Genomic DNA, 19,827 nt, shown 5'->3' with positions numbered 1-19,827 from the left:
CGTACTCGGGAGCGGAGGCACCGCGTGACACCTGCCGCTCCCGGGGCGCTCGCGGCGGCCTCCTGTCGCACACCGGCGGCCCCGTACCCGGAACGACGCCCCCCTTCGCGCCCCGACCCGGAGCCGGTCACATTGTCCGGACAATGTGATGAAGGTCGGCTCACGTCACCTGGCGTTCACCGGGATGCCCATGCCGGCTCGCACCGGATTCACGGCCGCACCAGCAGCTGGAACTCGAACGAGTAGCGGCCGGGCCGGTAGGTGTGGGTGCCGAATTCCACGGCGCGTCCGGTGTCGTCGAAGGTCACGCGCTGCATGGTGAGCAGCGGGGCGCCCGTCTCCTCGCCGAGCCGCTCGGCCTCGACGGCACCGGCGGCGCGGGCGCCGATGGTCTGGCGGGCGCTGTGCAGGGTGATCCCGGCAGCCCGCATCAGCCGGTACAGGCCGGTGGCCTCCAGCTGCCCGGTGTCCAGGTCGAGCAGTCCGGGCGGCAGGTAGTTGCACAGGTAGGCGATCGGTTCGCCGTGCGCGAGCCGCAGCCGCTCGATCCGGTGCACCTCGCCCGCCTCGGCCACGCCGAGGGCCACGGCGATCTCGGCGGACGCGGGGACGACCGTGTTGACCAGGACCTTCGTGGCCGGGCGCTGGCCCGCCGCCTCCAGGTCGTCGTAGAGGCTGCTGAGTTCCAGGGGGCGCTTGACCTGGCTGTGCACGACCTGGGTGCCCACCCCCCGCCGCCGTACGAGCAGTCCCTTGTCGACGAGGGACTGGATGGCCTGACGGACCGTCGGCCGGGACAGACCGAGCCGGCCGGCGAGCTCGATCTCGTTGCCCAGCAGGCTCCCGGGGGTCAGTCTGCCGTGCTCGATGGCGGCCTCCAGCTGCTGGGCGAGCTGGAAGTACAGCGGGACGGGAGAGCCGCGGTCCACGCTCAGCTCCAGCTGCACGGTCGGGTCCACTCCTGGTTTCGGCACGGGCCGAGCGTAGTCCCACGCGTGGTTGACGGGAAGTCGTGTAGTTCGGTTGTCCGGACATGTGGATTGACAGGGAGGGGCGCGGGCCGCAGTTTGTTCCCATGCGCATCGGGGTCATCGGTACGGGCCGTATCGGCACCATTCACGCCCACACACTCAGCAGGCACCGCGACGTCGGTTCCTTGATCCTCACGGACGCGGAACCGGCTCGGGCCCAGGCACTCGCCCAGCGGCTCGGCGAGACGGCGGCGCCCGGGGTGGACGAGATCTACACCTGGGGGGTGGACGCCTTGGTGATCACGACGGCCACGTCCGCCCACGCCGAACTCATCGGCCGGGCGGCCCGTTCGGGGCTGCCGGTGTTCTGCGAGAAGCCCATCGCCCTGGATCTGGCCGGGACGTTACAGGCGGTCACGGAGGTCGAGGCGGCCGGGACCGTCCTCCAGATGGGTTTCCAGCGCCGGTTCGACCCGGGCTACCTGGGCGCGCGTGAGGCGGTGCGCTCGGGACGGCTGGGTCGGCTGCACACCGTACGGGCGATGAGCAGCGACCCGGAGCCGCCGCCCGCCGGGTGCCTGCCGCAGTCCGGCGGGCTGTACCGGGACACCCTGATCCACGACTTCGACCTCGTGCGCTGGGTGACCGGCCGGGAGGTCGTGGACGTCTACGCCGCCGGCTCCGACGCCGGTCCGGCCATGTTCCGCGAGGCGGGCGACGTGGACACCGGCGCGGCGCTCCTCACCCTCGACGACGGCACACTCGCCGCCCTCACCGCGACGCGGATGAACGGCGCGGGCTACGACGTGCGCATGGAACTCGCCGGGGAGCGGGACCAGATCGTGGTCGGCCTCGACGACCGCACACCGATCGCGTCCACCGAGCCGACCGGACCGCCGGCCGCGGACAAGCCGTGGACCGGGTTCGTGGAGCGTTTCGGGCCCGCGTACGAGGCGGAGCTGATCGCGTTCGTCGAGGTGGTGCGGGGCGAGCGGGCCAACCCCTGCGACGGGCGCGAGGCCCTGCAGGCGCTGCGCGTCGCGGAGGCGTGCGAGGTGTCCCGGCGGGAGCGCAGAGCGGTACGGCTGATGGAGATCGCGGGCGGGGCGGCATCGCCCTTCGGATGAGGTCCGGGAGTCGGGGACGAGGCCCGGGAGCCCCCGGGTGTGCTGACGCCCCTCCCCGGTGTGCCGCCGCGGTCCGGAAAGCCGGCCCGTCGCGTGCGCACCGGGGCGCCAGTCGCCCCGAAGAGTTGGGCAAGGGTCCTTACTAGAATGGGCGCACGGCCCCGCCGAAACCGTCCCCGAAGATGCAGAACAGGACCCGTCCATGACCGCGCCCACCGCGCCCGCCGACCTCCCCCACCTGCCCGGTGCGCCGGTCGACATCAGGCTCGTCGTCACCGACATGGACGGCACCCTCCTGGACGACGCCGGAGATCCGCCGCGGCGGCTGCGCCGGACGGTGTCGCTCCTGCGTGAGCGCGGAGTGCTGTTCAGCCCGGCGAGCGGCCGCCAGTACGCCACCCTCGCCCGCCTGTTCGAGGGCTTCGACGACGGCATGGTCTTCATCGCGGAGAACGGCACCCAGGTGGTCCGCGACGGCGTCGAACTGGCCTCCGACCCGCTGGACCCCGCCGTCGCCGCCCGGCTGGTCAGGACGGTGCGCCGGCTCGCGGACGACGGCACGGACGTCGGCGTCGTCGTCTGCGGCAAGCGCCACGCCTACACCGAACGCACCGACGCGGCCTTCCTCGCCAAGGTCGAGCAGTACTACGTCGCCCACCGGAACGTCGCGGACGCCACCGTCGTCGACGACGAGATCAACAAGATCGCGATATTCGGTTTCGCCCCCGCGGCCCGCACCATCGCACCGGCCCTGACCGAGTTCACCTCCACCCACCAGGTCGTCGTCTCCAGCGAGCACTGGGTCGACGTGATGAACCGGACCGCGAACAAGGGCACCGCCCTGCGCCGCGTCCAGCGGGAGCTGGACATCACCCCCGCCCAGACGCTGGTGTTCGGCGACTACCTCAACGACCTGGAGATGCTCGACGCCGCCGAGTGGTCCTTCGCCATGGCCAACGCGCACCCCGACGTCCTGAACCGCGCCCGCCATGTCGCCCCGTCCAACAACGAGGACGGCGTCCTGCGCACGATCGAGCGGCTGCTCGCGCTGCCCGGCGAGTGAGGCACGGCGCGTCAGGGCTCCCGGCCGTCCCGGGCGGGCAGGGGGAACGCCGTCTCACACCGGGCCGGGCCCCACGCCGCCCTGGAGGCGTCGCAGGTCGGAGGGGCGGACCTGGATGGCCACGACGGCGACCAGCGCGGCGAGCGCGGCGAAGACCGCCGCGGTGGTGAACGCGGCCGAGATCCCGTGGGCGAGGATCTCGTCGGCCCAGGGCGGCGGGAGCTCCCCGGTGCGCTGGAAGCGCAGGCGTTCGGCCACGGTCGCCTGCTCCAGGAAGCGCGGGATCTGTTTCTCCGCTTCGCTGGTGCTCGCCGTACCGAACACCGTGACCAGGATGGACAGGCCGAGCGAGCCGCCGACCTGCTGGGTGGCGTTGAGGAGGCCGGAGGCCGCGCCGCTCTCAGCGGGACGGACGCCGGAGAGTGCCATCAGGGTCAGCGAGACGAACTCCATGCCCATGCCGAGGCTGAACACCAGCATCGGACCGAGGATGCTGCCCGCGTAGGTGGAGTGGACGTCGGTCAGGGTCAGCCAGGCCAGGCCCGCCGCCGCCAGGAGGCCGCCCCCCACCATGAAGGGCTTGGGCCCGTACACGGGCAGGAGCCGGGAGGCCAGCCCGGCGCCGATCGCGATGACCGCGCTGACCGGCAGGAAGGCCAGGCCGGCCCGGAGGGGGCTGAAGCCCAGGACCTCCTGCACGAAGAGGGTCAGGAAGAAGAACATGCCGAACATCGCCGCGGCCAGGCACAGCATGATGCCGTACGTGCCCGCGCGATTGCGGTCGGCGAACATGTGCAGCGGGGTGATCGGCTGCCGGGACCTTCTCTCGACCAGCACGAACGTCCCGAGGACGAGGACGGCCGCGCCGAACGAGGCCAGGGTGAGGGCGTCCCGCCAGCCGTCCTGCGCGGCCCGGATGAACCCGTAGACCAGGAGCACCATGCCCACGGTCGAGGTGACCGCGCCGGTGATGTCGAAGTGGCCCGGGTGGCGTTCGGACTCCTTGATCCAGCGCGGGGCGGCGAGAGCGATGAGGAGCCCGATCGGGACGTTGACGAACAGCACCCACCGCCAGTTCAGCCATTCGACGAGGATTCCGCCGGCGAGCAGCCCGATCGCACCGCCGCCCGCCGAGACCGCGGCGAAGACCCCGAAGGCACGGTTGCGGTCCGGCCCCTCACGGAAGGTCGTGCTGATCAGGGCGAGGGAGGTCGGGGAGGCGATGGCACCTCCCATGCCCTGAAGCGCGCGGGCGGCGAGGAGCTGTCCGGGGTTCTGGGCCAGCCCGCCGAGCAGGGAGGCGAGCGCGAAGAGCAGGACGCCGAAGACGAAGACGCGCCGTCTGCCGAGGATGTCGCCGGCCCGGCCGCCGAGCAGCAGCAGCCCGCCGAAGGTGAGGGTGTAGGCGCTGACCACCCACGCCAGGCTGGTGGTGGAGAAGTCCAGGGACCGCTGGATGTGCGGCAGGGCGATGTTCACGATGGTGATGTCCAGCACCACCATCAACTGGCACGAGGCGATGACCAGCAGGGCCATCGCACTGCCCCTGCTGCGGGAATCCTGGCCGGTGGTCTGCGGTACGGAACCCGGCCGCGGACCACTGGTCATGCCGGGTCGCCCTTTCGGGAGTCCACCGTACGACGGTACGTCCGGGGCCCCGGGGCCACCACTCGATCGGCCCAGCGCAGAACACGACCGGTCACCGCCCCGCAGGCGTGATGTGCCGGCCCGCCGGGGCTCGGTGGGACCCGGTGGGTCAGCCGTCCAGTTCCCGGTGGCGGGCGGCCAGGGCGGTCGAGCCCTGTTCGGTCAGCGAGCCGAACAGGCGCAGCCGGGAGATGCCGCCGTCGGGGAAGACGTCCACGCGCGCGTGCGTACCGATCGCCGGGACGGGGAGGACGAAGCGGTGGTTGGTGTCGGGCTGGAGACGGGTACGGGGCAGGATCTCCCGCCAGCCGTCGCCCTCGCCTGTTCCGCCCGCTCCCTCGGCCGCGCCACCCTCGGCGTCCCGTACCGACACCGAGGCCCAGCCGGCGCTGTTGCCCTTCAGGTACGCCGTGTCGATCTCGAGGGCGCGGATCCGTGCCTGGCCGGTGAGCCGGTAGCGGATCCAGTCGTGGCCCCGGTCCCGGCGGCGCCGGGTCTCCCAGCCGTCGTCCATCTTGCGGGAGCGGCCGGGCCGGACGGTGTTCGCGGCCGGTGAGTAGAAGCGGTCGGAGGCGTCCTCGACCCGGCCTCCGTTCTCCAGGGCGACGACGTCGAAGGTGCCCAGGGCGTCCAGCCACCCGGGGTCCGGGACGACGTCGCCGTACACGCGCAGGCGCGCGATGCCGCCGTCGGGGTGCTGGGACAGGCGCAGGTGGGTGAAGCGCCGCTCGACCGGGACGGCGAAGCCGTTGGCGGCGTGACCGCCCACCGGGGTGCGCGGGAGCAGCGTCGTCCACTTCACCCCGCCCGAGAGGAGTTCCTCCGGTGCCGGGGAACCGGGCACCGAGGCGCCCTCGACCGATACGGCCTGGGGGTGGTTGCCGCGGAAGTGGGCGGTGTCGACGACGATGCCGCGGACGACTCCGGGCGCGCCGAGGCGGATCAGCGCCCAGTCGTGGTCCTCGGCCGCCGGCCAGGGCTGCTCGGCGGAGGGGCCGCGGCGGCGCCGGGTCTCCCAGCCGTCCATGATTTTGCCCTTGTGCCCGAAGTGCTCCGGATCGAACAGGGGGCGCTCGGGCAGCAGCAGGTTCTCGCGCTGGGCGAAGAACTCGTCGTTGGCGGCGACCACACCGGCGCCGAGCCGGCGGTCGGCGAGATCGGTGAGGTCGGCGAAGGGGAAGTCGGCGGTGCGGTAGTCCGCGTACGGGTCACCGCCGCCGTAGGGGGCCGCATGGCCGCTGAAGCGGGGCAACGAGGAGGGGTACTGCGCCGTCACGGTGATCCGATCCTGCCTTTCGGGGGGAAGCCGGAGGTCGAGGTCGAGTGGTGGCCGGCGCCTGTCGTTTCCGGGTTCTCGCCGTGCTCGCCGTTCTCGCCGTTCTCGTCCCGGTGTCAGGGGATGCGGGTGAGCAGGTGGCCCTTCGGTTCGGTGAACTCGCCGCCGGTCATGACGCGTCGGCCGCGCAGCCAGGTGGATTTCACGACGCCGTACAGGGTCTTGCCCGCGTACGCCGTCACCCGGTTGCGGTGCTGGAGCCCTTCGGGGTCGACGGTGAAGGTCTCGTCGGGGGCGAGGACGGCGAAGTCGGCGTCGCGGCCGGGCGCGATGACGCCCTTGCGGGTGCCGAGGCCGACCAGTTCCGCCGTGCGCGTCGACATCCAGCGCACGACGTCCTCCAGGCCGTGGCCCCGTCCGCGGGCCTCGGTCCAGACGGCGGACAGGCTGAGCTGGAGGCCGGAGATGCCGCCCCAGGCGGTGGCGAAGTCGGCGGTCTTGAGGTCGGCGGTGGACGGGGAGTGGTCGGTGACCACGCAGTCGATGACGCCGTCCGCCAGAGCCCGCCAGAGCGGGTCCTGGTTGGCGGCTTCGCGGATGGGCGGGCAGCACTTGAACTCGCTGGCGCCGTCCGGGACTTCCTCGGCGGTGAGGGTCAGGTAGTGGGGGCAGGTCTCGACGGTGACGCGTACCCCGTCGGACTTGGCCTCGGCGATCAGCGGCAGCGCGTCGCTCGAGGACAGGTGCAGGATGTGCACGCGTGCGTCGAGGCGCTTCGCCTCCGCGAGGAGCAGGGCGACGGCGGTGTCCTCGGCGTCGCGCGGACGGGAGGCGAGGAAGTCGGCGTACTTCGGGCCGCCGTGCCGCGGGGCGGCGGCGAGGTGGTCCGGGTCCTCGGCGTGCACGATCAGCAGCCCGTCGAAGGCGGCGATCTCCGCCAGGGTGCGGGCCAGTCGCTCCGGCCCGAGGTGCGGGAACTCGTCGACGCCGGACGGCGACAGGAACGCCTTGAAGCCGAAGACCCCGGCCTCGTGCAGCGGGCGCAGGTCCGGGACGTTGCCGGGCAGGGCGCCGCCCCAGAAGCCGACGTCCACATGGGCCCGGCCCGCGGCGGCCCGCTGCTTGGTGCGCAGATGACCGGCCGTCGTCGTCGGCGGGAGGGAGTTGAGCGGCATGTCGACGAGCGTGGTGATGCCGCCGGCCGCCGCCGCGCGGGTGGCGGTCCAGAAGCCCTCCCACTCGGTGCGGCCCGGGTCGTTGACGTGCACATGAGTGTCGACCAGGCCGGGCAGCAGAACGTCGTCGCCGAGGTCAGCCAGGCGGGCCGTCCCGGGGACGGGCGCCTCGTACGGCAGGACGGCCGTGATGATGCCGTCGGCGACCGCCACCGACGCGGCCCGCATTCCCCCGGGAGTGACGACGCGCGTCGAGCGCAGTACCAGTTCGGTGCCGGACACCCGTGCCCCCTCCATCGGCATGCTTCCCGGGAGTTCAACTTTCCGTTGAAGGAGTCTTCACTCCCCCTCCCGCGCCGTCAAGGGGCACACTGCCCGGACGGCGACCGACGACCGCTCCCTGGATGTTTCCATGAAGCGGAATTAGAGTTCCGTAAAGCAGAATTCAGTAACGTGTCATCAGGCGGCCCACCGGCCGCCGGGTAGGCTTCTCCCTTCCCGCAGCCCTGAAAGGAAACGCGCCGTGCCGACGTCCAGCGCCAACGGCTCCCTCCGGCCCACCTCCGGCGGGGTCCAATCCCTCGAGCGCGCCTTCGACCTGCTCGAAAGGATGGCGGACGCGGGCGGCGAGGTCGGTCTCAGCGAGCTGTCGGCGAGCAGCGGACTGCCCCTGCCGACCATCCACCGCCTGATGCGCACCCTCGTCGCATGCGGTTATGTGCGCCAGCAGCCCAACCGCCGTTACGCGCTCGGCCCGCGCCTGATCAGGCTCGGCGAGTCCTCCTCCAGGCTGCTGGGCACCTGGGCGCGCCCCTGCCTCGCCCACCTGGTGGAGGAGACGGGCGAGACGGCGAACATGGCGCTGCTCGACGGGGACGAGGTCGTGTACGTCGCGCAGGTGCCGTCCAAGCACTCCATGCGGATGTTCACCGAGGTCGGCCGACGCGTCCTGCCGCACTCCACCGGGGTGGGCAAGGCCCTGCTGGCCAGTTTCCCGCCGGAGGACGTGCGGGCCCTGCTCGCCCGCACCGGGATGCCCGCCGCGACGGACAGGACCATCACCACACCGGAGGGGTTCCTGGCGGCGCTCGACGAGGTGCGCCGCCAGGGCTACGCCATCGACGACAACGAACAGGAGATCGGCGTGCGCTGCCTCGCCGTCCCGGTGCCCGACTCCCCCACCGCCGCGGCCATCTCGATCTCCGGTCCCGCGGGACGGGTCACGGAGTCGGCCACGGAGCGGATCGTTCCGGTGCTCCAGCAGGTGGCCAGGGAACTCTCCGAAGTACTCACCACCCCGGGCGGCGGCCCGACGGCCTGACCGACCGGCCGGGCCGACCGGCCCGGCCGGCCATCCCGCGGATCCGCCGCCCCTCGACCCCAGCGCCCGCGCACGCCCCCCTTCCAGGGGATGTTTCGCAAGCCCGTTCGTCAATCTCGGGGTGCCGGTCCGAACAGTTCCACCGCGTCCCGCACCTCCCGCAGCCCCGGCCCCAGGGCGCTCACCGAGCCGATCGCGCCGGCGATCAGCAGCAGGGAACGGCGCAACCGGGAGACCTCGGCGCTGCCCCCCGCCACCAGGGCGTCCAGTGCGGCCAGTTCCTCCTCCGCGATGCTCCGATCAGGGAACTCTGCAGGATGAGCCGCGAGTCGGCGCCGCAGCCGGGACACGGCGGAACGCAGCTCCGTCACCCGCGGATCGTCCTGATGGCTGCCGCCCGTACGCCTTTGCTCTACGCTCCGCAACACAGTCCTCCCCCTCACACACCACGGTGCGCCTCCCCACCGGCCCCGCCGCCCCCGTCACCGGTGCGCGCCAGTAAACGCCACCCCACCCCCTCCGCGCCAGTCCGCTGCGTCATCGGCTTGCTCCACAGCGTGACATCACGCCGTGCGGACACCCGGCGGCAGGTGCGGTATGCAGAGTCCGTGACAACACCGACGCCACCGACAACACCGACGCCACCCCGGGAAAGCCCGGCCTCCGGACAGGCGGCCCCGGAGCGGGTCGTGGGACTGCTGCTCGCGGCGGGCGGCGGGCGACGGCTGGGCGGCCGCCCCAAGGCGCTGCTGACGCACCGGGGACGACCACTCGTGGAGCACGCCGTACGGTCCCTGCGCGAGGGCGGCTGCGAGCGCGTCCACGTGGTGCTCGGCGCGGGGGCGGACGAGGTGCGCGCGCGTGCCTCACTGCCGGACTGCGTGCTCGTCGACAACCCCGCATGGGAGCAGGGCATGGGCTCGTCCCTGCGGGCCGGGCTCACCTCGCTGACCGGTACGGACGCCCGGGCCGCGCTGGTCCTGCTGGTCGACCAGCCCGGGATCGGGCCGAGGGCGGTCGCGCGGGTGCTCGGCGCACGCGCGGCGCGAGAGCCGCGGGATTCGCTCGCCGCGGCCACCTACGCCGGCGTGCGCGGTCACCCGGTCCTGTTCGGGTCCGCGCACTGGTCCGGTGTCGCCGCGACCGCGACCGGCGACCGGGGGGCGCGCGCCTACCTGAAGGCACACGCGGACCGGATCACGCCCGTCGAGTGCGGGGACGTGGCCGAGCCCTACGACATCGACACGGAGGAGGACCTGGCCCGCCTCGAGTGAAGGGGGCGCCCAGCGCCGCCGTGACCCGGCCCGAAGCACCTCGTCCCGGAGCACCTCGACATCAACAGACCATTGAACTTCCACAATGAGGAAACTACTATCCACTGCCCAGAGCGCCCGCCTGAAGGAAGTGACAGCTGATGTCCGCACCAGCGCCGTCCCCGCTGGCCATCGTCGACGCCGAACCCCTGCCCGGGCAGGACGAGGTCCTCACCGAGGCGGCACTCGCCTTCGTGGCCGAACTGCACCGGCGGTTCACGCCCCGGCGTGACGAACTCCTCGCCCGCCGCGCGGAGCGCCGTGCCGAGATCGCCCGCACCTCCACGCTCGACTTCCTCCCGGAGACGGCCGCCGTCCGCGCGGACGACTCCTGGAGGGTGGCGCCGGCCCCCGAGGCCCTGAACGACCGACGCGTCGAGATCACCGGCCCCACCGACCGCAAGATGACCATCAACGCCCTCAACTCGGGGGCGAAGGTCTGGCTCGCGGACTTCGAGGACGCCTCGGCGCCCACCTGGGAGAACGTGATCCTCGGCCAGCTCAACCTGATCAACGCCTACACCCGGACCATCGACTTCACCGACGCGGCGTCCGGCAAGTCCTACGCCCTGCGCCCGGCCGAGGAGTTGGCGACGGTCGTCATGCGCCCGCGCGGCTGGCACCTGGACGAGCGGCACCTCTCCGCCCCGGACGGCACCCGGGTGCCCGGTGCCCTGGTCGACTTCGGGCTGTACTTCTTCCACAACGCCCGGCGCCTCCTCGACCTCGGCAAGGGCCCGTACTTCTATCTCCCGAAGACGGAGTCCCACCTGGAAGCCCGCCTGTGGAACGACGTGTTCGTCTTCGCGCAGGACCACCTGGGCATCCCCCAGGGCACCGTCCGCGCCACCGTCCTCATCGAGACGATCACGGCCGCGTACGAGATGGAGGAGATCCTCTACGAACTGCGCGACCATGCCTCGGGGTTGAACGCGGGACGCTGGGACTATCTGTTCTCCATCGTCAAGAACTTCCGTGACGGCGGCGCCAAGTTCGTCCTCCCGGACCGCAACGCGGTCACGATGACGGCCCCGTTCATGCGGGCGTACACCGAACTCCTCGTGCGTACCTGCCACAAGCGGGGCGCGCACGCGATCGGCGGTATGGCGGCCTTCATCCCGTCCCGCCGGGACCCGGAGGTCAACAAGATCGCGTTCGAGAAGGTCCGCGCCGACAAGGACCGCGAGGCGAACGACGGTTTCGACGGCTCCTGGGTCGCCCACCCGGACCTGGTCCCGATCGCCATGGAGTCCTTCGACCGGGTGCTGGGCGACAAGCCGAACCAGAAGGACCGGCTGCGCGAGGACGTCGACGTCAGCGCCGCCGACCTGCTCGCGGTCGACTCCCTGGAGGCCGAGCCGACGTACGCGGGCCTGGTCAACGCCGTCCAGGTCGGTATCCGCTACATCGAGGCCTGGCTGCGCGGCACGGGTGCGGTCGCCATCTTCAACCTGATGGAGGACGCGGCCACCGCCGAGATCTCCCGCTCCCAGATCTGGCAGTGGATCAACGCGGGTGTCGTCCTCGACAACGGCGAGCGGGTCACCGCGGAACTGACCCGCAAGGTCGCCGCCGAGGAACTGTCGGACATCCGCGCCGAGATCGGCGACGAGGCCTTCGCGGCGGGCCACTGGCAGCAGGCCCACGACCTGCTCCTGAAGGTCTCCCTCGACGAGGACTACGCCGACTTCCTCACCCTGCCGGCGTACGAGCAGCTCCAGGGCTGACGCCCACACACGCCCGTGTCCCCGGAGCGGCCCTGGGGACACGGCCGGCCGGCGGCGCGAACCGGCCTCGTCCGAGGGGTGGCCGGTCGGGACGCGCCGCTCGGTCTGCCGCTGCGCCACCGGACACCTCACTCGGGGTCACCGGTCAGCCGAGCCGCATGAGGGCGAGGTTGAGGGTGACGACGTTCACCCGGGGCTGACCGAGGAAGCCGAGATCGCGGCCCTGCAGGTGCTGCTCGACCAGTCGGCGTACGGCCACCGGGTCCAGGCCACGCGCTGTGGCGACGCGGTTGACCTGCTCATCGGCGTAGGCCGGGGAGATGTGCGGGTCGAGGCCGGAGCCGCCGGCCGTGAGCGCGTCCGGCGGGACCTGTGCCGGGTCGACACCGTCGAAGGCGGCCACGGCCGCCCTGCGGTCCTGGACGGTCTTGGTCAGGGCTGCGTCGTCGGGGCCGAGGTTGGACCCGCCCGAGGCGGTCGGGTCGTAACCGGTGCCCGCCGCCGAGGGCCGGGGCTGGAACCACTTCGGGTCCGGTCGCGGCTGCTCCTTCGGGTCGTTCGGGTTCTTCTCGGGCAGGTTGTAGTTCTGGCCCAGCAGGCCGGAACCGACCACCTGCCCGTGGTGTTCGAGCTGCGAGCCGTTGGCCTGCCGGGGGAAGGCGCTCTGGGCGATTCCGGTGATCAGCAGCGGGTACGCCAGCCCGCAGATCACGGTGAAGACCAGGAGCAGGCGCAACGCGGTCAGGTGCAGCCGGATCCAGGGCGTGCGTGAGGTCGGCACGGCAGCTCTCCCTTCAGTGCAGACCGGGAAGGAACTGGACCAGGAGGTCGATGAGCTTGATCCCCAGGAAGGGCAGGATCAGCCCGCCCACCCCGTACACGCCGAGGTTGCGGCGCAGCAGTGCCGAGGCCGAGGAGGGCCGGTAGCGGACGCCGCGCAGGGCGAGCGGGATCAGGGCGACGATGATCAGCGCGTTGAAGATGATCGCCGAGGTGATCGCCGAGGTGGGGCTGTGCAGGCCCATGATGTTGAGGTGGTTCAGGCCCGGGTGGACGCCCGCGAACATCGCGGGGATGATCGCGAAGTACTTCGCGATGTCGTTGGCGATCGAGAAGGTGGTCAGCGCGCCGCGGGTGATGAGCAGTTGTTTGCCGATCTCGACGATCTCGATCAGCTTGGTGGGGTCGGAGTCGAGGTCGACCATGTTGCCGGCCTCCTTGGCGGCCGAGGTACCGGTGTTCATCGCCACGCCCACGTCGGCCTGGGCGAGTGCCGGGGCGTCGTTGGTGCCGTCACCGGTCATCGCGACCAGCTTCCCGCCGCCCTGCTCCTGCCGGATCAGCGCCATCTTGTCCTCCGGGGTGGCCTCGGCGAGGAAGTCGTCCACTCCGGCTTCGTCGGCGATGGCCCGGGCGGTGAGTGGGTTGTCGCCGGTGATCATGACGGTCCGGATGCCCATCCTGCGGAGGTCCTCGAACCGCTCCCGGATGCCGTGCTTGACCACGTCCTTGAGGTGGAGGACGCCCAGGACACGGGCGGGCTCGTCACCGTACCGGTCCGCGACCACCAGCGGTGTGCCGCCCACGGCGGAGATCCCGTCGACGAGCGGGCCGATCTCCGGGTCGGGCGTGCCCCCGTTGTCCTGCACCCAACGGATCACCGCACCGGTCGCACCCTTGCGGATGCACCGGATGCCGCCGTCCTCGGGCAGGTCGGCGCCGCTCATCCGGGTCCGGGCGGAGAACTGGATCCATTCGGCGTGCCCGATCTCCTGCTGGGTCCGGGCGCGCAGGCCGTACTTCTCCTTGGCGAGGACGACGACGGACCGGCCCTCCGGTGTCTCGTCGGCGAGGCTGGAGAGCTGCGCCGCGTCGGCCAGTTGCCGCACGTCTGTACCGCCGACCGGGGTGAACTCGGCGGCCTGGCGGTTGCCGAAGGTGATGGTGCCGGTCTTGTCGAGCAGCAGGGTGGAGACGTCACCGGCCGCCTCGATCGCCCGGCCGGACAGGGCGAGCACGTTGCGCTGCACCAGCCGGTCCATGCCCGCGATGCCGATCGCCGAGAGCAGTGCGCCGATGGTGGTGGGGATCAGCGCCACCAGCAGGGCGACCAGGACGACGATGCCCTGCTCGGCGCCCGCGTAGGCGGCCATCGGCTGCAGGGTGACCACCGCGAGCAGGAAGATGATCGTCAGCGATGCCAGCAGGATGTCGAGTGCGATCTCGTTGGGGGTCTTCTGCCGGGCGGCACCCTCGACCAGGGCGATCATGCGGTCGATGAAGGTCTCCCCGGGCTTGGAGACGATCTTCACGATGATCCGGTCGGACAGCACGGTGGTGCCGCCGGTGACCGCGCTGCGGTCGCCACCGGACTCGCGGATCACGGGAGCCGACTCCCCGGTGATCGCGGACTCGTCGACCGAGGCCGCGCCCTCGACCACGTCGCCGTCGCCCGGAATCAGCTGGCCGGCCTCGACGATCACATGGTCACCGGGCCTCAGGTCGGCTGCGGGGATCGTCTCTTGTGGCAGTGCCACGAGGCCGGGGCGCCACGGTGAGGTGATCCGCCGGGCGACGGCCTCGGTACGGGTGCGGCGCAGCGTGTCCGCCTGGGCCTTGCCCCGGCCCTCGGCCACGGCCTCGGCCAGGTTCGCGAAGACCACCGTGAGCCCCAGCCAGACGGTGATCAACCAGGCGAAGACGCTGGTGTGCCGGATCGCCGAGTAGGTGGTCAGCGCGAAACCGACCTCCACCACGAACATGACCGGGCGGCGGGCCATCACCCGGGGGTCGAGCTTTCGGAGCGCGTCCGGGAGGGAGCGGACCAACTGTTTCGCATCCAGCGTCCCGCCCGAGACGCGGTGCGCCTGGTGCGCGGGCGGCGCGCCCGCCGACGCCGTCACCGGCGGATCCCTTCCGCCAGCGGCCCCAGGGCGAGGGACGGGAAGTAGGTGAGCCCGACGACGATCAGGACGACGCCGGTCAGCATCCCCACGAACAGGGGCCGGTGGGTGGGCAGCGTGCCGGCGGTCACCGGCACCGGGCTCTGCCGGGCCAGCGATCCGGCCAGGGCCAGCACGAACACCATCGGCAGCAGCCGCCCGAACAGCATCGCCAGGCCGAGCGCGGTGTTCCACCAGGTACTGGTGGCGGTGAGACCGGCGAACGCGGAGCCGTTGTTGTTGGCTGCCGAGGTGAAGGCGTACAGCACCTCGGAGAAGCCGTGCGGGCCGCTGTTGAGCATGGCGGCCCGCTCCGCCGGGAACGTCATCGCCGTGCCGGTGCCGATCAGCACGAGCGCCGGGGTGGCGAGAATGTAGAGGGAAGCGAACTTGATCTCCCGGCTGCCGAGTTTCTTGCCCAGGTACTCGGGTGTGCGACCGACCATCAGACCGGCCACGAAGACGGTCACGATCGCCAGGATCAGCATGCCGTACAGCCCCGAACCCGCGCCGCCCGGCGCGATCTCGCCGAGCATCATGTTGAACAGCAGCACGCCTCCGCCGAGTGGGGAGTACGAGTCGTGGACCGAGTTGACCGCGCCCGTCGAGGTCGAGGTGGTGGAGGCGGCGAACAGCGTCGAGGCCGGGATGCCGAAGCGGACCTCCTTGCCCTCCATCGCCGCGCCCGCCGCTTGGAGTGCCGTGCCCTCGTGCTGCCGTTCGAAGAAGGTCAGCAGGGAGGCGGAGGCGATCCAGAGCAGTGCCATCACGGCGACGATGGCGTGGCCCTGGCGCCGGTCGCCGACCATCGTCCCGAAGGTGCGCGGCAACGAGAAGGAGATCACCAGGAGCAGGTAGATCTCCAGCCAGTTGGTCAGCGGCGTGGGGTTCTCGAACGGATGAGCGGAATTGGCGTTGTAGAAGCCTCCTCCGTTGGTGCCCAGCTCCTTGATGGCCTCCTGGGTGGCCACCGGACCCCCCGGAAGGCTCTGGGTGCCGCCGCTCATCGTGGTGACCTGGACAGCCCCGTGCAGGTTCTCCACCATGCCGCAGGCCACGAAAACGACGGCGAAGACGACTGAGACCGGGAGCAGCAGGCGCAACGTCAGCCGGGTGACGTCCACCCAGAAGTTGCCCACCCGGTCGGTGCGGCTGCGGGCGAATCCCCGGATCAGCGCCGTCACGACGGCGATGCCCACGGCGGCCGAGAGGAAGTTCTGCACCGTCAGCCCCGCCATCTGCACCAGATGGCCCATGCTCGACTCGCCCGAGTACGACTGCCAGTTGGTGTTGGTCACGAAGGAGACCGCGGTGTTCCAGGCGGTCGCGGCGGGCACCGCCGGGAAGCCGAGCGAGAGCCACAGGTGGTTCTGCAGACGCTGGAAGCCGTAGAGGAAGAGCACCGAGACCGCGGAGAAGGCGAGCACGCTGCGCAGATAGGCCGTCCAGGGCTGGTCGAAGTCCGCGTCGACACCGATCAAGCGGTAGAGGCCGCGTTCTGTCCGCAGATGCCTGCGGCTGGTCAGCAGGTGCGCCAGATAGTCACCGAGCGGCCGGTGCGAGAGCGCCAGCGCGACCACCAGGGACAGCGCCTGCAGGCTGCCCGCAAGCGCCGGGTCCACCTCAGAACCTCTCCGGATGGATGAGGGCCAGTACCAGATAGACGATGACGACCGCAGCGACCACCAGTCCCAGGATGTTGTCGGCCGTCACAGGCGCCCCACCCCCTTGGCCAGAGCGGCAAGGACGCCGAACGCGAGGATGGTCACACCGATGAAGGCCAGGTCCACCACGGTGGCTCCACTCCGTAACTGATCGATCGGTCCGGTGAGGAGATTGTCGGCCGCGGAGGAAGGGCATGCCGACTTTTCCTGGGCCGTCGGAGTCGGGTGCAAGGATTGCATCAACGATCGGTGCTGGTTTGTCGCGCGGGGCGCCGGGCCTGCTACACCTGAGGTCAGGAGGTGCACCATGCTCCGGTTCATCACCCGTGGGCCGTTCTCCCTGCTCGCAGCGGTGCTGGCCCCGGTTGCCCTGTGTGCGGTGCTGCTGCCGTGGCGCGGCGGCCTGGCGAACGCCGACGTCGCCCTGATGCTGGTCGTCGTGGTGGTGGCGGTGGCCGCTCTGGGACACCGGGGGGCCGCTGCGCTTGCCGCGGTGGGCGCCGCCCTGTGGTTCGACTTCTTCTTCACCCGGCCCTACGAGCGGTTCACGATCAGCAAGTCCACCGACATCACCACCGCACTCCTGCTGCTCTGTGTCGGCCTGACGGTCTCCCAACTGGCGGTCCGCGCAAGGCGTTTCCGGGTGACAGCGATCACGGACGCCGGATACCTGGCACGGATCCACGACACCGCTGTGCTCTCCCGCTCGGCCAACTCCGCCCTCACCGTGGTCGACCACGTGGGGGACGAGTTGATCGACCTGCTGCAGCTACGTGGCTGCCGCTTCCAGTACGGCTCCCTGATCGGCCACCCGCCGCGGCTGGAGCGCGACGGCTCGATCACCATCGGGCGCAGGCAGTGGGACGCGGACCGGCTCGGCCTGCCCGACCAGGAGGTGGAGGTGCGCATGTTCGGCAACGGCAGGTACATCGGCCGGTACATGCTCGACCCCACGCCCGGAGCGGTGCCCTCGCGGCAGGCGCGGCTGGTCGCGGTCACCCTGGCCGACCAGGCCGGGGCAGCCATGGACGCCTTGTGGCAGCCGGCGAAGGCGGCATGACGGGACGTTCAGCCCGTGGCCGGCTCTCCCGGCCAGACGCGCAGGCCGAAGACGAAGGTGGTCCCGCCTCCCGAGGTGCTCTCGACCGTGAGTTCGCCGCTCATCGCCTCGACGAAGCCCTTGGCGACCGTGAGGCCGAGTCCCACCCCGCCGTCGGCGCCGCCGTCATGGGGCCGACTGCGCCGGAAGGGCTGGAAGAGGTCGTCCGAGTCGACCTCCGAGATGCCGGGGCCACGATCGATCACCCGCACGTCGACCCGGCCGGCCACGGCGCCGGCGTCGACCACCACCTCGGCGTCCGGCGGGGACCACTGGCGTGCGTTGGCCACCACGTTGGCCAACGCACGCTCCAGCAGTCCGGGGTCGGCCTCGACCTTCGGCAGGCCGTCGGCGATCGCGATCCTGACGTCGGCGGCGGCCTGTTCGTCCGGAAGGCTGTCCACCGCCGCCCGGACCACCTCGTCGAGATCGGCCGGCCGGAGCGTCACCGGCACCGCGCCGACCTGCAAACGGCTCAGGTCCAGGAGGTTGGCCACGAGACGGTTCATCCGCTCCGACTCGGCGCCGATCCTGGTGGCCAGCCCGCGAACGCGCTTCGCGTTCCGTTCGGTCTCGGGTGACCGGAGACCGGCGGCGGCCGCGCTGATCGACGCCAACGGGGTGCGCAGGTCGTGCTCCACCGCCTCCAGCAGGTTGATGTGCAGTGCGTCGGTGCGGGCCAGCGCCTCCGCCGCCCGGGCCTGGGCGGTCAGCCGCTCCCGCTCCCGGACCAGCCGCAGCTGGGTGACGAACGGGCCGAGCAACCGGGCATCCTCCTGGCTCAGCGACGGGCCCGCCAGGACGAGCGCCGTGTCCTGTTCGAGGTCTGCGGCGAAGGCCGCCTCCTCCGGCCGGGCGGGCGGCACCGGGCCCGAGGACGCCACCGGGCGCCACTCCTCGCCCATCCGGACCATGACGGCCGCGCCGTCCAGGGCGAAGGCCTGGCACAGCTCCCCCAGCAGCTCGGGCAGCGCCCGGGCGGCGGAATCCACCGTCTCCCCCGCCAGCCGGGCCAGTACCTGCGCCTCCGCGCGGGCTCGGGCGGCCTGCTGCGAACGCCGGGCCAGACCGTCGATCAGGTGCGCGATGATCCCCGCGACGGCCAGGAACAACAGCAGGGCCGCCATGTCCGCCGCCCGGCCGATGACCAGGTTGTGCCAGGGGGTGGTGAAGAAGTAGTCCGCCGCTACCGCCGCCGTCGCGGTGGTGGCCGCCGCCGGGAGCAGCCCGCCCAGCCGGGCCACCCCGGCGACGAGCAGCAGCAGGCACAACAGCGCCCCGGAAAGGCCGAGTGAGCCGCGTAGCGGCGACAGCACCGCCGCAAGCGCGGTCGCTCCGGCCGGCCCGAGCGACCAGGCCGCCCAGCTCCGCCGCGCCGGCACCGGTGCGGGCCTGCGGCGGTGCGGTGCCGGCGGTACGGCGAGCAGTTCCGGGTCGGGCGGTGGCAGCACCCGGACGTCGATCGGCCCGGCCATGCGGATCACCCGGTTGATCACCGAACCGCCGATCAGCTCCTTCAGCCTCGAGCGGCTCGTCGGCCCGAGCAGGATCTGGGTCGCGCTCTCCGCGCGGGCGAAGTCCACCAGGGCATGCGCGACGTCGCTGCCGCTGATCTCCACATAGCTGCCGTGCAGCTCGCGCAGCAGCCGGCGCTGCTCCTCCAGGCCCGGCGGTTCCGACTGCAGCGTGCCGTCGTCCAGCCGGACGTGGATGCCGATCAGATCGCCGTGCACCCGGGCGGCCGTTCGGGCGCCCCGTCGGATCAGGTGCTCGCCCTGCGGGGCACCGTTCAGGGCGACCGCGATCCGTTCCTTGGTCTCCCAGGGGGCACTGATACCGTGCCGGGCCCGGTAGTCGGCGAGTTCTTCCTCGACCCGGTCTGCCAGCCAGAGCAGCGCCAGTTCGCGCAGCGCACCGAGGTTGCCGGCCCGGAAGTAGTTGTCCAGCGCCACGTCGATCCTGTCGGGCCCGTAGATCTCGCCCTGCGCCATCCGGGTGCGCAGCGCCTCGGGGCTGAGGTCCACCAGCTCGATCCTGTCGGCGGCCCGGACGACCGCGTCGGGGATCCGCTCGTGCTGGACGATGCCGGTGATCTGCTCGACCACGTCGTTGAGGCTCTCCAGATGCTGGATGTTCAGCGTCGTCGCGACGTCGATCCCAGCCCTCAGCAGCTCCCCCACGTCCTGCCAGCGCTTTGCGTGTCTGCTGCCGGGCACGTTGGTGTGGGCCAGCTCGTCCACCAGGGTCAGTGCGGGCCGTCGGACCAGCAGCGCGTCCAGGTCCATCTCGGTCAGCTCGATCCCCCGGTACCGCAACACCCGGCGCGGCACCACCGGCAGATCGGCCAACTGCTGCTCGGTGCCCCGACGGCCGTACGTCTCGACGAACCCCACCACCACGTCGAGGCCGCCCGCGCGCAGCCGGTGCCCCTCGGCGAGCATCGCGTACGTCTTCCCGACGCCTGGCGCGGCTCCCAGGAACACTCGCAGCTTGCCTGCCATG

16 protein-coding genes are annotated in these 19,827 nt (G+C 71.7%); 6 read left to right on the top strand and 10 right to left on the bottom strand.

The window, feature by feature from the left end:
• Positions 1-209: 209 nt before the first annotated feature.
• Positions 210-947, bottom strand: a complete 738-nt coding sequence (locus AB0I73_RS08260) for a GntR family transcriptional regulator (RefSeq protein ID WP_363035050.1) — start codon at positions 945-947, stop codon at positions 210-212.
• Positions 948-1,075: 128 nt separating this feature from the next.
• On the opposite strand from AB0I73_RS08260, the gene AB0I73_RS08255 reads away from it, so the two are divergent.
• Together AB0I73_RS08255 and AB0I73_RS08250 are read left to right on the top strand one after the other, a co-directional pair.
• Positions 1,076-2,098, top strand: a complete 1,023-nt coding sequence (locus AB0I73_RS08255) for a Gfo/Idh/MocA family oxidoreductase (RefSeq protein WP_363034995.1) — start codon at positions 1,076-1,078, stop codon at positions 2,096-2,098.
• Between the two features lie 202 nt (positions 2,099-2,300).
• On the top strand, positions 2,301-3,161 hold the full coding sequence (locus AB0I73_RS08250) for a Cof-type HAD-IIB family hydrolase (RefSeq protein WP_363034993.1): 861 nt from the start codon (positions 2,301-2,303) through the stop codon (positions 3,159-3,161).
• Between the two features lie 54 nt (positions 3,162-3,215).
• On the opposite strand, the gene AB0I73_RS08245 is transcribed toward AB0I73_RS08250, so the two are convergent.
• From AB0I73_RS08245 to allB, 3 genes are all read right to left on the bottom strand, one after another.
• A complete protein-coding gene (locus AB0I73_RS08245; protein WP_363034991.1) occupies positions 3,216-4,769 on the bottom strand; it encodes an MFS transporter in 1,554 nt (517 codons plus the stop codon).
• 148 nt (positions 4,770-4,917) lie between these two features.
• The gene (alc, locus tag AB0I73_RS08240) at positions 4,918-6,084 is read right to left on the bottom strand and encodes an allantoicase (RefSeq protein ID WP_363034989.1); all 1,167 of its coding nucleotides are present in this window, start codon (positions 6,082-6,084) and stop codon (positions 4,918-4,920) included.
• Positions 6,085-6,200: 116 nt separating this feature from the next.
• Complete coding sequence (allB, locus tag AB0I73_RS08235; RefSeq protein WP_363034987.1) at positions 6,201-7,541, bottom strand: allantoinase AllB; 1,341 nt, start codon at positions 7,539-7,541, stop codon at positions 6,201-6,203.
• A 241-nt stretch (positions 7,542-7,782) separates the two neighbouring features.
• Here allB and AB0I73_RS08230 point away from each other — a divergent pair, with 241 nt between their 5' ends.
• Complete coding sequence (locus tag AB0I73_RS08230; protein WP_363034985.1) at positions 7,783-8,580, top strand: IclR family transcriptional regulator; 798 nt, start codon at positions 7,783-7,785, stop codon at positions 8,578-8,580.
• Between the two features lie 110 nt (positions 8,581-8,690).
• On the opposite strand, the gene AB0I73_RS08225 is transcribed toward AB0I73_RS08230, so the two are convergent.
• Entirely contained in the window at positions 8,691-8,951 is a 261-nt protein-coding gene (locus AB0I73_RS08225) for a DUF5955 family protein (protein WP_363034983.1), read from the bottom strand.
• A gap of 324 nt (positions 8,952-9,275) precedes the next feature.
• Between AB0I73_RS08225 and AB0I73_RS08220 the strand changes: the two genes are divergently transcribed.
• Together AB0I73_RS08220 and aceB are read left to right on the top strand one after the other, a co-directional pair.
• Positions 9,276-9,854 (top strand): nucleotidyltransferase family protein, encoded by a 579-nt coding sequence (locus AB0I73_RS08220; RefSeq protein WP_363035048.1) that lies wholly within the window; start codon positions 9,276-9,278, stop codon positions 9,852-9,854.
• A gap of 140 nt (positions 9,855-9,994) precedes the next feature.
• Positions 9,995-11,620, top strand: a complete 1,626-nt coding sequence (aceB, locus tag AB0I73_RS08215) for a malate synthase A (protein WP_363034981.1) — start codon at positions 9,995-9,997, stop codon at positions 11,618-11,620.
• Between the two features lie 145 nt (positions 11,621-11,765).
• Here the strand turns inward: aceB and kdpC are convergent, their stop codons facing one another.
• Genes kdpC through AB0I73_RS08195 form a run of 4 tightly spaced genes read right to left on the bottom strand, consistent with a single transcriptional unit; the run spans position 11,766 to position 16,275 of the window.
• The gene (gene kdpC, locus AB0I73_RS08210) at positions 11,766-12,401 is read right to left on the bottom strand and encodes a potassium-transporting ATPase subunit KdpC (protein ID WP_363034979.1); all 636 of its coding nucleotides are present in this window, start codon (positions 12,399-12,401) and stop codon (positions 11,766-11,768) included.
• A 13-nt stretch (positions 12,402-12,414) separates the two neighbouring features.
• Entirely contained in the window at positions 12,415-14,523 is a 2,109-nt protein-coding gene (kdpB, locus tag AB0I73_RS08205) for a potassium-transporting ATPase subunit KdpB (RefSeq protein WP_363034977.1), read from the bottom strand.
• Positions 14,520-16,184, bottom strand: a complete 1,665-nt coding sequence (gene kdpA, locus AB0I73_RS08200; RefSeq protein ID WP_363034975.1) for a potassium-transporting ATPase subunit KdpA — start codon at positions 16,182-16,184, stop codon at positions 14,520-14,522. Before kdpA ends, kdpB begins: the two co-directional genes overlap by 4 nt.
• A gap of 1 nt (position 16,185) precedes the next feature.
• The gene (locus tag AB0I73_RS08195) at positions 16,186-16,275 is read right to left on the bottom strand and encodes a potassium-transporting ATPase subunit F (RefSeq protein WP_109378870.1); all 90 of its coding nucleotides are present in this window, start codon (positions 16,273-16,275) and stop codon (positions 16,186-16,188) included.
• A gap of 258 nt (positions 16,276-16,533) precedes the next feature.
• Between AB0I73_RS08195 and AB0I73_RS08190 the strand changes: the two genes are divergently transcribed.
• A complete protein-coding gene (locus AB0I73_RS08190; RefSeq protein ID WP_363034973.1) occupies positions 16,534-17,286 on the top strand; it encodes a DUF4118 domain-containing protein in 753 nt (250 codons plus the stop codon).
• A gap of 8 nt (positions 17,287-17,294) precedes the next feature.
• Here the strand turns inward: AB0I73_RS08190 and AB0I73_RS08185 are convergent, their stop codons facing one another.
• Positions 17,295-19,826: an ATP-binding protein gene (locus AB0I73_RS08185; protein ID WP_363034971.1), complete on the bottom strand. Its 2,532-nt coding sequence runs from the start codon at positions 19,824-19,826 to the stop codon at positions 17,295-17,297.
• Position 19,827: the final 1 nt, after the last annotated feature.

The organism is Streptomyces sp. NPDC050388 (assembly GCF_040655635.1).
GTDB lineage: Bacteria > Actinomycetota > Actinomycetes > Streptomycetales > Streptomycetaceae > Streptomyces.
Note: the sequence above shows the minus strand (reverse complement) of the source record. Positions and strands in the feature narration are given on the sequence as shown.

Coding starts and splice junctions, on each gene's coding strand:
- AB0I73_RS08250 (WP_363034993.1), top strand. CDS start 2,301: ATGACCGCGCCCACCGCGCCCGCCGACCTCCCCCACCTGCCCGGTGCG.
- AB0I73_RS08245 (WP_363034991.1), bottom strand. CDS start 4,769: ATGACCAGTGGTCCGCGGCCGGGTTCCGTACCGCAGACCACCGGCCAG.
- AB0I73_RS08185 (WP_363034971.1), bottom strand. CDS start 19,826: ATGGCAGGCAAGCTGCGAGTGTTCCTGGGAGCCGCGCCAGGCGTCGGG.
- AB0I73_RS08255 (WP_363034995.1), top strand. CDS start 1,076: ATGCGCATCGGGGTCATCGGTACGGGCCGTATCGGCACCATTCACGCC.
- AB0I73_RS08190 (WP_363034973.1), top strand. CDS start 16,534: ATGCTCCGGTTCATCACCCGTGGGCCGTTCTCCCTGCTCGCAGCGGTG.
- aceB (WP_363034981.1), top strand. CDS start 9,995: ATGTCCGCACCAGCGCCGTCCCCGCTGGCCATCGTCGACGCCGAACCC.